The organism is Rhizobium sp. BR 315, assembly GCF_050577975.1.
GTDB lineage: Bacteria > Pseudomonadota > Alphaproteobacteria > Rhizobiales > Rhizobiaceae > Rhizobium > Rhizobium miluonense.
On the sequence record NZ_JARWKZ010000045.1, the window covers coordinates 40,536 to 52,281 of the forward strand.

Here is an 11,746-nt window from a genome sequence, read left to right on the forward strand (position 1 = left end):
CCCTCTTTTTAATCTTGTGCCACGTATATCAGTTTGACGACGGAACTGTGACAGTTCGGCATCAACTCAATCCGGCTGACCGGAATTGCCCAGCTCATTCAAGACTTCAGCGGCCAATACGCGCGTGATCCTCGTGCCTCGCGCCAGCGCCAGCCGGTCCAAACGGTCGACGATCAGCTGCGCCGCATTCATGGAACGCTCCATCCGATTGACGATATAAAGAACGAGTTTGTCATCGATATAAAGCTGGCGGTCGGCGAAGAGCTTTACGATGATCTGCGACAGCAGTTCCTCGTCGGGTTCTCCGATCTCGACGACCGTTGCCGCTTTCAGACGAGAGCGCAGATCGGGAAGCGCGACCGGCCAGGACATCGGCCAGAGACGCGTCGTCATCAGCAGGCTGGTGCCATTCTCGCGGACGCTGTTGATGACGTGGAAGAGCTCGGTATCGTCAAAACCCAGGCGATCCACATCCTCGAAAATGACCGGACCGTCCGCCGCAATAACGGCAGCATTGGAGCCTGCCACGGGATGAATTGATGTCGCGTCGCATCTCTCGCTCCAGATGCTGGCGAGATGCGATTTTCCCGAGCCGACGGGACCCGCCAGAATGACGACCGGCGACGGCCATCGCGGCCAGGAATCGACAATCCTCACGGCCGCGCTCAGCGGATCCGCGACGAGCAGGTCGTCGCGACCGCTTGCGGGGTCGTGCGTAAAGGCCAAGGGTAGCTGTTCGGCGGCCCTGCGCCTCAAATCAGCATTCTTTGCGTCGGTCATGTCTAGCTATTCTCGGGTTTGCCGGCCTTGGCTCTGCGCGCCCGGCCAGCTTCCGAGCGTCCATGATAGAGATCGCTCTGAAGGTACCGCGAAAGGGCGAAGCGGACAAGGACGCCGCAGGCGGCGGCGGCCGGAACCGCGATCAGCAGCCCGACGAAGCCGAAGAGGGCGCCGAAGGCGAAAAGCGCGAACATCAGCCAGACCGGATGCAGGCCGACGCTTTCGCCGACGAGTTTCGGCTGCAGCACATTGCCTTCCAGGAACTGGCCGGTGAAGAAGACGACAAGCGTCAGGCCGACCCACAGGTAATCGGGCCAGAACTGAACGAGCGCTACGCCGACGGCCAGAACGAGGCCGACCATCGAACCGACATAGGGAATGAAGCTGATCATGCCGGCAAAGAGGCCGATCAGCAGACCGAAATTCAGGCCGACCAGCGAGAGGCCGACACCGTAGTAGACGCCGAGAATGATGCAGAGCGAGCCCTGCCCCCGGATGAAGCCAGCAATCGCCTGATCGATCTCGCGAGCAATCTGGCGGACGGTGGCGACATGGTCGCGCGGGATCCAGTCGTCGACCTTGGAGATCATCCGGTCCCAATCGAGCAACATGTAGAATGCGACGACGGGCGTGACGACCATGAGAGAGATGATGTTGGCGAGCGCCTTTCCGGAACTCCAGATCTGCGCGAAGAGCCCACCGACGAAGCTCAGCCCATCCGACATGATGCTGGAGAAGTTGTCCTTGATGGCTCCGAGCTGATTGCGGATCCAGTCCGGCAGCACCATCGTCTGCGCCTTGGCGACCAGCTGCTGCGCTTGCTGCACATAGGTCGGTATGTGCTGAATGAAATCGTTGAACTGGTTGACGATGATCGGGATGAAGATCGTCAGCGCCAGCGCGAAGATGAGCACGAAGGATACGAGGATCACCACCGTCGCCATCAGGCGGTTAAGGCCGATCCGCTCCAGCCGGTCGGCGACCGGATCGAGAAAATAGGCAACCGCCATGCCGGCGATGAACGGCAGCAGGATCGTGCTGAAGATATAAACAAAGGAGACGAAGGCGACGAGCACGATCGCCCAGAACGTGACTTGACGCTTGAGGCTCGCTCCGCTGACCTTTTGCTCCATCATCTTCCCCGTTGCTTCGCGCCCGTTTGCCGTGTGCTTAGGACATAGGATGATGCCGCAATTATGGTCAAGCCTGAGGCCGGAAATCTGCATCAGGCAATGGGAAGCGGGGAAAATCGAGGGGTTTGCGGCGCTTGCGCCTTGCATAAAGGCCCCTATCATGCAATGGCGACCCGATCAAAGCCCTGTCGCGACGGACAGGCTGCCATCGGAGGCGGAAGCATGAGCCAGTCTGGAAAAAACGGTCTGACCTATAGCGACGCGGGCGTCGACATCGACGCCGGCAACCTGCTGGTCGAAAAGATCAAGCCTGCCGTCCGTTCGACGCGCCGACCCGGTGCTGACGGCGAGATCGGCGGCTTTGGCGGCCTCTTCGACCTCAAGGCTGCAGGCTTTACCGATCCGGTGCTGGTTGCCGCCAATGACGGCGTCGGTACGAAGTTGAAGATCGCGATCGACGCGAACTATCATGACACCGTCGGCATCGACCTGGTCGCCATGTGCGTCAACGATCTTGTCGTCCAAGGCGCMGAGCCGCTGTTCTTCCTCGATTACTTCGCCACCGGCAAGCTYGATCCCGAYCAGGGCGCGGCGATCGTCGGCGGCATTGCTGCCGGCTGCCGCGATGCAGGCTGCGCGCTGATCGGCGGCGAGACCGCGGAAATGCCGGGCATGTACTCCCACGGCGATTACGATCTGGCGGGCTTTGCCGTCGGTGCCGCCGAGCGCGGCCAGCTGCTGCCGTCAGGCGATATTGCCGAGGGCGATATCATTCTCGGCCTCGCTTCCTCCGGCGTGCATTCCAACGGCTTTTCGCTGGTGCGCAAGATCGTCGAGCTTTCGGGCCTTGGCTGGGATGCGCCGGCTCCTTTCGCAGAAGGCAAGGCGCTTGGCGAAGCGCTGCTGACGCCGACGCGCATCTATGTGAAGCCGCTGCTCAAGGCCATCCGCGAAACGCATGCCCTCAAGGCGCTCGCCCACATCACCGGCGGCGGCTTCCCGGAAAACATTCCGCGCGTGCTGCCGAAGCATCTGGCCGCTGAAATCGACCTTGCGGCCGTCAAGGTGCCGCCGGTCTTCTCGTGGCTTGCAAAGGTCGGCGGCGTCGAGGCCAAGGAAATGCTGCGCACCTTCAATTGCGGCGTCGGCATGATCGTCGTCGTCGCGGCTGAAAACGTCGAGGCCGTCAAAGCTGCGCTTGAGGCCGAAGGCGAAGCGGTGGTTACGCTCGGCCGCATGGTCGCTCGCGCAGAAGGCGCTCCAGGCACCGTCTACAAGGGCACGCTGGCTCTATGACCACGCCGCGCAAACGCGTCGTCGTCTTCATCTCCGGCGGCGGCTCCAATATGCTGGCTCTGCTGAAGGCGACGGCGGCTGGCGACTATCCGGCCGAGATCGTGGGCGTCATCTCCGACAAGGCGGATGCCGGCGGACTGGCAAAGGCCGCCGCAGAAGGCATTGCCACCTTCGCTTTCGTGCGCAAGGATTTCGCCAGCAAGGAAGCCCATGAAGAGGCGATCCTTTCGCAGCTGGAAGCCTTGTCGCCCGACGTCATCTGCCTCGCGGGCTATATGCGGCTACTCTCCGGCCGCTTCATCCAGCGCTATGAAGGGCGGATCATCAATATCCATCCGTCGCTGCTGCCGCTTTTCCCCGGCCTGCACACGCATCAGCGCGCGATCGACGCCGGCATGCGTATAGCCGGCTGCACCGTGCATTTCGTCACCGAAGGCATGGATGAAGGCCCGGTTGTCGGCCAGGCCGCCGTGCCCGTACTAACAGGCGATACCGCCGATAGCCTCGCCGCTCGCGTCCTCACGATCGAGCATCAGCTCTATCCGCAATCGTTGCGGCTGGTGGCAGAAGGCAAGGTCAGGATGAAAGACGGCAAGGCCGTGAGCCTTGCCAGCACGCCTGCCGCCCATGGACGGCAGGTCATGTCACTACTCGGTGACGCAAGCTAGAGCGCTTTCGCTTTTCATTGAATCGAAAATGCGCTCTATCTTCTTGTTTTCTTACGCATTCCGGACGGAAAACCGCTGCGCACTTTTCCTGGAAATGCTCTGGCTTTCAAGCTGCCATGGTCATCAGCGGATGCAGCGTGCCGTCGCTATAGACGATACGGCCGCCGCGGAAGGTTGCGCGAATACGGTGAACCGAACCGGGTTCGACCGCGACCAGATCGGCAAGCTGACCGACAGCGATTTCGCCGCGATCCATCAGGCCGGCCGAGCGGGCCGCGTTCGAGCTTGCCATCGCGACTGCCGCCGGCAAGCCACCGCTGGCAACATCGGCGATCTTGAAGATCGCCGGCACAAAGGCAGCCGGGTGATAATCGGCCGCGATAATGCCGAGCAGGCCGGCGCGGGCCGCATCCAGGGCGCTGAGATTGCCGGACATCGACTGGCCGCGCAGCGCGTTCGGTGCCCCCATCAGGGTCCAGAGACCACGGCGGCAGGCTTCTTCAGCAGCCGGTCCGGTGACTGGAAACTCGCTGATCGTCACACCGAGATCGTGCATCGCCGCCACCTTTTCGGCGCTGTCGTCGTCATGCGATGCCAGCGACAGCTTGTGCTTCAGCGCAAGCCCGACGACGTCATGCAGCTTGCGCTCGATCTCCGGATCCTGGCGCTGCGCGATGCGGTTTGCGACAACTTCCTCGGCGGCCTCGCGCGACATAGACCGGCGCTCCGACATGCTACGGATATAGCTTTCGATATCGTTGTATTGTCCCTGCCCCGGCGTGTGGTCGGTCAGGGACACCATGTCGACGGAGCCCTCCTCCAGCAGCCGCTCCAGAGTGGGAGCAGCACCCAGATTGGTGATTTCGTAGCGGGCGTGGACACGATGGTCGATCAGCAGCTCGTTGTGCAGGCCGCCGATGCCGCGGATGACAGCCGAGGTGGTTTCGAGCGAACGGACGTGACCGTAGACGCTTTCAGTCGCAAAGGAGAGCGCCGCGAAGGCGGTGGTGACGCCAGCCGCCGCCAGCTTCTTGTCGAGCTCGTGAATGCCGAAATCGATCGGCATCATCGCATTCGGCCGCGGCGCGATTTCGCGCTCGATCATATCGCAGTGCAGGTCGACGAAGCCTGGCATCAGCAAGCGGCCGCCGCCGTCGAAGGTCGGCTGCTCGACCGGCTCCGAGCGGATTTCGGCAATCACGCCGTCCTCGACGCGTACCGCGCCATTTTCGACGACTTCATTGGGAAGAACGAGCGTGAAATTGCTGAGCCACATCGGCTTTCTCCTGAAACAGCGTCAATGATTGAGAAGGCTCGGAAACATTCGAATGTTTTCAGCCAGCACGCCCCGGTAAGCTCGATTCGTGACATTGTGATGAAAGCTTGAAAGATAGCCTCATCCCGCTTCCCGACGGTTGAAGGAGCTACTTCAGGCTGGCCCTGTTCAGAACTGCCCATTGCAGCAGCATGATCGTCTTGGCGTCATAGATATCACCGCTCTCGATCATCGCCATCGCGTCGGACAGCCGAACTTCCAGAACCTCGATATCCTCATGCTCCTCCGCGAGCCCGCCGCCATCGGCAACGCGATCGGACGTGTCGATCACGGCAGCGAAGAAATGGATGATCTCGGTGATGGAGCCCGGTGAGGTCATCGCCTTGAAGAGGAAGCGGACATCGCGCACGCGGAAACCGGTCTCTTCCATGGCCTCGCGGCGGATGGCTGCATCCGGATCGTCGCCATCGAGCAGGCCAGCGGGCACTTCGATCATCCAGGCCGGCTCGCCGACAAGCTGGGCCGGCAGACGGAACTGCCGAACGAGCACCACCGTTTCACGCTTGGGATCATAAAGCAGAATGCAGGCGGCCGGCGTGCGATGATAGATCTCGCGCTTCAGGCGATGCTTCTCGCCGTGCGAATCCGTATAGTCGAGATCGAAGCTGCTCAGCCGCGTCCATTGATCCGCCAGCGTCTTTTCACTGACGATTTCGGCTTTCGCCTTTTCGAATTTACTCATGCAACATCCTTGCGGAGCCATACTTTGTTGTCGTGGACAGCCGCGCCGCCATACGGCGCGACCGGATCGGCGCCGGTAAGTACGTTGATGCCCTCACCGTCGACATGGGCCTTGTTCGGCCACAGGCCCTCGGCGATCAACACGCCCGGCTTCACGTCCGTCGTCACGCGCGCATGAATGCGGATGTCGCCTCTGATGTTGCCAATACAAACGAGTTCGCCATCGGCAATATCAAGCGCCTCCGCATCGGCCGGATTGATCATCACTTCGGGGCGACCTTCCTTCTGCCGCGAGGTCTTGGTCTCCGAAAAGCTCGAATTCAGGAAGTTGCGCGATGGCGAGGTCGCAAGCCGGAACGGATGCTCGGGATCGGCCACCTCGATCACGTCGACCTGGTCCGGAAATTCCGGCAGCTCGACATGCGGCCCAAGCAAGCCGACCGAGGCAGGTGGACGATTCGGCGCCGGCTGGTTGGACCAATCCGGGCGGAACCGGAACTTGCCGTCAGGATGGCCGAAGCCATTGATGAAATGGGCATCGTCAAAATCGGGCTGACGGTCGAACCATTTGTGTTCGAGGAAATAATCGTAATCCGGCAGACCGCTCTTCGACAAAACCCGGTCGATCATCTCGCGCGCCGAGAAGCCGAAGCCGGGACGATCCGCTACGCCAAGGCGCTTGGCCAGTTCCTCAATGACGAAGAGATTGCTACGCACGGTTGGCGGCGGTTCCACCAGTTTCGGGCCGAGGAGAATGTGGTTCTGGCCGCCAGCGCGATAGATGTCGTCATGTTCGACGAACATGGTGGCGGGGATGACGATATCGGCCATGTCGGCCGTATCGGTCATGAACTGTTCGTGCACGGCGACGAAGAGATCGGAGCGGGCGAAGCCACGCTTCACCAGCCGCTGTTCCGGCGCGATGTTCACCGGATTGGTGTTCTGGATCAGCATGGCCGTGACCGGGCCGCGATGGCGGAGCGCCACGGCATCGCCGGTCAAGGCGCGGCCGATCTGCGACTGATCGATCATGCGGACGTCATGATCCTTCATGGCGCGACCAGTCAGTTCGCTCGCGTCCATGCGGAAGATATCGCTGTTCGAATGAAAGGCGCCGCCACCCTCGTATTGCCAGGAGCCGAGAACGGTGGCGATCGACGCCGCCGCATGCATGGCGATCGCGCCGTTGCGCTGGCGGGTGAAGCCGTAGCCAAGACGGAAGTAGGTCTTCTTGGTCTCCCCCACGAGCTTGGCGAACGCTTCGATCTCATCCACCGAAAGGCCGGTGATATCAGCCGCCCATGCCGGGGTCTTCGACTTCAGATGCTCTTCGAGGCCGTTGGGGTCGTCGGCATACTTTGCCATGTAGGCGCGGTCGGCATAGCCGTCGCGGAAGGCGACGTGCATGACGGCGCAGGCAAGTGCTGCATCGGTGCCCGGCTTGACGATCAGGGCCATGTCGGCCTGCTTCATCGTCGGGTTGTCATAGATATCGACGACGACGATCTTGGCACCGCGTTCCTTGCGGGACTTGATTGCATGGGTCATGACGTTGACCTGTGTCGCGACCGCATTCGTGCCCCAGATAACGACACAATCCGTGCGGCTCATTTCCCGCGGATCGGGACCGCGCAGCACGCCCGTCGCCATGGTGAAACCGGTCCAGGCCGGATTGGTGCAGATCGATGAGAAGAAGCCGGAATAGCGCTTGGCATGGCGGAGGCGCTCGATGGAATCGCGCTGCACCCAGCCCATCGTGCCGGCGTAGAAATACGGCCAGATCGCCTCGCTGCCGTCTTTGGCTTCAGCCTTGACGAAGGCTTCGGCAATCTCATCAAGCGCTTCGTCCCAGGAAAGCTCCTGCCACCGCCCTTCGCCCTTGGCGCCGGCACGGCGCAGAGGCTTCATCAGGCGATCGGGGTGATAGAGTCGCTCGGCATAGCGAGCGACCTTGGCGCAGATGACGCCCGAGGTATAAGAATGGTCGTTGGCACCGCGGACCCGGCCGATCTTGCCTTCATCCGTCAGATCGACCTCCAGCGCGCAGGTGGAGGGACAGTCGTGCGGACAGGCCGTGTAGCCTATGCGCGATTTGGCTTGAATGGGGGTCGCAATGTTCATGAGGTTTGTATATTTCAAGCAGTGACCGGCCACTAGCGATAATCCGGCCCATCTCAACAATTCATGCGGACTTCACCGACAATGAACTATCGGCACATCTATCACGCGGGCAATTTCGCCGATGTCTTGAAACACGCGATCCTCGCCCGGCTCGTCCGCTACATGCAGAACAAGGACAAGGCGTTCCGCGTTCTCGACACCCATGCCGGCATCGGGCTTTACGATCTCTCGTCCGAGGAAGCCCAGAAGACGGGCGAGTGGCGGGACGGAATCGGCCGGCTGCTGGAGGCGGACCTTGTGCCGCAGGTGGCCGATCTGCTGGAGCCTTATCTTGCCGCCATCCGCGAGCTGAACCCTGAAGGTGGCCTCAGGCTCTATCCCGGCTCGCCGAAGCTTGCTCGCATGCTGTTTCGCCCGCAGGACCGGCTTTCGGCCATGGAACTGCATCCGGACGATTTTCAGCGGCTTCACCGACTGTTCGAGGGCGACCACCACGCGCGCATTACCGAGCTGGACGGCTGGCTGGCGCTCGGGGCACATCTGCCGCCGAAGGAAAAGCGCGGCATCGTACTTGTCGACCCGCCTTTCGAAGAGGAAGGCGAATATGAGCGGCTGGTCGACGGCCTGGCGAAAGCCTGGCGCCGGTTCCCCGGCGGCACCTATTGCCTCTGGTATCCGATCAAGAAGGATGCGCCGATCAAGCCGTTTCACGAGGCGTTGCAGGCGCTGGAAATTCCGAAGATGCTGTGTGCCGAGCTCAACGTTAAAAGCGATCGCGGTTTCACAGGACTTACCGGCTCCGGCCTCATCATCGTCAACCCGCCCTTCACGCTAAAAGACGAGCTGCATGCGCTGCTGCCTGCCTTAAAGGACATGCTGGCGCAGGACCGCTTCGCCTCGCAGCGCGCCTTCTGGTTGCGCGGCGAACATTGAGATTTTTCAAGCACATATCTCACAGGTGATTCCATGAGACTTCTTTGCTCGCCCACCTCCCCCTTTTCCAGCAAGGTGCGCATGGCGGCGCGCCATCTCGGCATCAAACTGGAGGAAATCCACGTCGACACCAATGCCGGGCCGACGCTTCTCATCGACAACAATCCTCTCGGCAAGATCCCGACATTGCTGACCGGCGAAGGCGAAGCCATTTTCGATAGCCGCGCTATCATGCATTATTTCGACCGGCAGGAAGGCGGGCTCTATCCTTCGAAGAAGGGGAAGCGCACCGAAATCGAAGTTCTGGAAGCACTCTGCGACGGCACCAACGAATGCCTCCTGTCGATCGTCTATGAGCGCCGCTTTCGCGAGATGGAAAAGCAGCACCAGCCCTGGATCGACCGGCAGTGGACGAAGGTCCGCCGCGCCCTCACCCATCTCGATGCCGAACCGCCGAAGATCGGCAAGAAGCTGCATGCCGGCCATTTCGCGCTTGCTGCCCTCATCGGCTATCTGCAGCTCCGCTTCGAAGGGCAGTGGGAAGCGGACTATACAGGATTGATCGACTGGGCCCACAAGTTCGAGAAGCACTTCCCGGATTATCCGGCGATGAAGCCGCAGGTCTGACGCCACCCGGCTTAGCTTTGTTTGATATCGCCGCTCTTCACGAAATCGACGAAGGCGCGCAAGGCTGTCGGCAACTGCCGGCGGCTCGGATAATAGAGGAAGAAGCCGGGGTAATACGGGCACCAATCCTCCAGCACGCGGATCAGTCGGCCGTCCTCCAAAGCCGGCAGCGCGTAATCCTCAAACAGGAAAGCAAGACCTGAGCCGTTAACCGCGGCGTCGAACATCATGTCGAGATCGCCGAGCGTCAGCGGCCCCTGTACCTCGATCTCCAGCTCGATACCTCCACGTTCGAACTCCCAGCGATAGTAGGTGCCGCTCGGAAAACGGTAGCGGATGCAGGGGTGATCCTTCAGATTGTGGGGCGTGACCGGTTTAGGGAAACGCTGAAAATGTTCGGGCGAGCCGACGATCGCCGTCCGCTGACGGGGGCCGATGGCGATGGCAATCATGTCGGCGGCGATGCTTTCGCCGAACCTTATGCCAGCGTCAAAACCGCCGGAGACCGTGTCCACCAGCGCATCGTCCACCACAACCTCCATTTCGACGGCGGGATAAGCGCTCAAGAACTTTGACACGATCGGCAGCAGCACCTTCTTGGCGGCGCGCGGGGCGTTGATGCGCAGTTTGCCGTAGGGTTGGTCGCGGAATTTATCGAGATCCTCCAGCGCGTCATCGATATCGAGGAAAGCCGGGCGAATGCGGTCGAACAGGCGCTCGCCAGCCTCCGTCAATCCGACGCCACGCGTGGTGCGGTTGACCAGCCGCACGTCCAACCGTTCCTCGATCGCACGCAACGAATGGCTGAGCGCAGACGCCGTCACGCCGAGCTCCACCGCCGCCTTGCGAAAGCTGCGGTGTTGGGCAATCGCCAGGAAGATCGCCAGATCGGTGGAACGGATGCGTCGCATTGATGAGATTTTCTCATTACTTCATGGAAGACAAAGTAGATTATCTCAACGATGCCATCAAGCTACCTTTCTCCTGCAAGCGAATTCCACCCACGGAATTGCAAACTCACGAAGGAGCAAGTCATGCGCGTTTGGTTCATTACGGGTGCATCCCGAGGCTTCGGCGCCCTTATCGCCCAGGAAGCCCTCGCCGCCGGCGACGGTGTTGTCGCTACGGCTCGCAATCCCGCCGGCCTGGCGGAGAAATTCGGCAATCACCCGAACCTCCTGCCCGTCGCCCTCGACGTTTCGAACGAGACGCAGGCCCATGAAGCTGCTGCGGAAGCCGTCAAGCGCTTCGGCAAGATCGATATCCTCGTCAACAATGCCGGATACGGGCTGCTGGGTGCGGTGGAGGAGGCAACCGCCGAGGAAATCGAGAAGCTCTATGCGACCAACGTCTTCGGCCTGCTGAAGGTGACCCGCGCTATCCTGCCGCATATGCGCCGGCAGCGCTCAGGCCATGTGATCAACATGTCCTCGGTCGGTGGCTATCAGAGCTTTGCCGGTTGGGGCGTCTATTGCTCGACAAAGTTCGCGATCGAAGGTCTGTCCGAGGCAATGGCGGTTGAACTTCAGCCGCTCGGCATCAAGGTCACGGTCGTCGAACCCGGCTTCTTCCGGACCGACTTCCTTGACGAAAGTTCGCTCGCCGTCAGCCCAAGCTCGATTGCCGACTACAGGGACACGCCGGCCGGAGCGATGCGCGATTTCGCTGCCGGTCACAACCACCGCCAGCCCGGCGATCCGGCACGGCTTGCGAAGTCGACGATCACGCTTGCACATTCGGCCAACCCGCCGCTGCGCATGCCTTTCGGCTCCGACACAGTCGGCGCGATCGAGGCCAAGAATGAATATGTCGCCAAGGAGCTGGCCGACTGGCGCGAACTGGCCGTATCGACGGACTTCCCAAAGGACGCCGCATAATATTCAGAAGCAGAAAACAAAAAAGCCGGGGCGAAACCCCGGCCGTCAGACCGCTGACAAACCCGTCGATATTTTCGGCGGGTTTTGTGTTTGCGGATTGATGCTTTTGAGAAGGTGGCGTTTCGATTTTGTTGAAACGGCCTGATCTGCTCAGGCCATGCTTGGCTTTGGCGCCTTTGTGAGGGCCATTGCGATCTTCTTGATGTTCTGGGCGGCGGCAGCCAGCAGGCACTGGCATCTGACGCACACGAGACTTCGGAAGCGGGCGTATCGGTGACCGTGGAGTTGCTTGGC

General features: G+C 61.1%; 11 protein-coding genes and 1 pseudogene. 5 read left to right on the plus strand and 7 right to left on the minus strand.

The annotated features are described in order from the left end of the window. Positions 1 to 66 precede the first annotated feature (66 nt). Positions 67 to 780, minus strand: a complete 714-nt coding sequence (gene hdaA, locus QD409_RS28185; protein ID WP_430764230.1) for a DnaA regulatory inactivator HdaA — start codon at positions 778 to 780, stop codon at positions 67 to 69. 2 nt (positions 781 to 782) lie between these two features. Then, positions 783 to 1,913: an AI-2E family transporter gene (locus QD409_RS28190; protein ID WP_092852245.1), complete on the minus strand. Its 1,131-nt coding sequence runs from the start codon at positions 1,911 to 1,913 to the stop codon at positions 783 to 785. Between the two features lie 222 nt (positions 1,914 to 2,135). Here QD409_RS28190 and purM point away from each other — a divergent pair, with 222 nt between their 5' ends. Together purM and purN are read left to right on the plus strand one after the other, a co-directional pair. Then, on the plus strand, positions 2,136 to 3,209 hold the full coding sequence (gene purM, locus QD409_RS28195; protein ID WP_430764231.1) for a phosphoribosylformylglycinamidine cyclo-ligase: 1,074 nt from the start codon (positions 2,136 to 2,138) through the stop codon (positions 3,207 to 3,209). After that, complete coding sequence (gene purN, locus QD409_RS28200) at positions 3,206 to 3,877, plus strand: phosphoribosylglycinamide formyltransferase (RefSeq protein ID WP_430764232.1); 672 nt, start codon at positions 3,206 to 3,208, stop codon at positions 3,875 to 3,877. Before purM ends, purN begins: the two co-directional genes overlap by 4 nt. 106 nt (positions 3,878 to 3,983) lie before the next feature. On the opposite strand, the gene QD409_RS28205 is transcribed toward purN, so the two are convergent. The 3 genes from QD409_RS28205 to QD409_RS28215 all read right to left on the minus strand — a co-directional run bounded on the left by QD409_RS28205 (position 3,984) and on the right by QD409_RS28215 (position 8,015). After that, entirely contained in the window at positions 3,984 to 5,153 is a 1,170-nt protein-coding gene (locus QD409_RS28205; protein ID WP_430764233.1) for an alpha-D-ribose 1-methylphosphonate 5-triphosphate diphosphatase, read from the minus strand. Positions 5,154 to 5,301: 148 nt separating this feature from the next. Beyond that, positions 5,302 to 5,895, minus strand: a complete 594-nt coding sequence (locus QD409_RS28210) for an NUDIX domain-containing protein (protein WP_430764234.1) — start codon at positions 5,893 to 5,895, stop codon at positions 5,302 to 5,304. Further along, on the minus strand, positions 5,892 to 8,015 hold the full coding sequence (locus QD409_RS28215) for a molybdopterin-containing oxidoreductase family protein (protein WP_430764235.1): 2,124 nt from the start codon (positions 8,013 to 8,015) through the stop codon (positions 5,892 to 5,894). The genes QD409_RS28210 and QD409_RS28215 overlap by 4 nt, the downstream gene beginning before the upstream one ends. An 81-nt stretch (positions 8,016 to 8,096) precedes the next feature. Here QD409_RS28215 and QD409_RS28220 point away from each other — a divergent pair, with 81 nt between their 5' ends. Then, on the plus strand, positions 8,097 to 8,948 hold the full coding sequence (locus QD409_RS28220) for a 23S rRNA (adenine(2030)-N(6))-methyltransferase RlmJ (RefSeq protein WP_430764236.1): 852 nt from the start codon (positions 8,097 to 8,099) through the stop codon (positions 8,946 to 8,948). Positions 8,949 to 8,981: 33 nt separating this feature from the next. After that, positions 8,982 to 9,575, plus strand: coding sequence for a glutathione S-transferase (locus QD409_RS28225; protein WP_430764237.1), 594 nt, complete (start codon positions 8,982 to 8,984; stop codon positions 9,573 to 9,575). 11 nt (positions 9,576 to 9,586) lie between these two features. Here the strand turns inward: QD409_RS28225 and QD409_RS28230 are convergent, their stop codons facing one another. After that, positions 9,587 to 10,486 (minus strand): LysR family transcriptional regulator, encoded by a 900-nt coding sequence (locus QD409_RS28230; RefSeq protein WP_430764238.1) that lies wholly within the window; start codon positions 10,484 to 10,486, stop codon positions 9,587 to 9,589. A gap of 123 nt (positions 10,487 to 10,609) precedes the next feature. On the opposite strand from QD409_RS28230, the gene QD409_RS28235 reads away from it, so the two are divergent. Beyond that, positions 10,610 to 11,452 carry an oxidoreductase gene (locus QD409_RS28235; protein ID WP_430764239.1) on the plus strand — a complete coding sequence of 281 codons (843 nt, stop codon included), beginning with the start codon at positions 10,610 to 10,612 and terminating at the stop codon, positions 11,450 to 11,452. A 150-nt stretch (positions 11,453 to 11,602) separates the two neighbouring features. Here QD409_RS28235 and QD409_RS28240 read toward each other — a convergent pair. After that, a pseudogene (locus tag QD409_RS28240) lies at positions 11,603 to 11,746 on the minus strand (IS5/IS1182 family transposase); the annotation flags it as partial.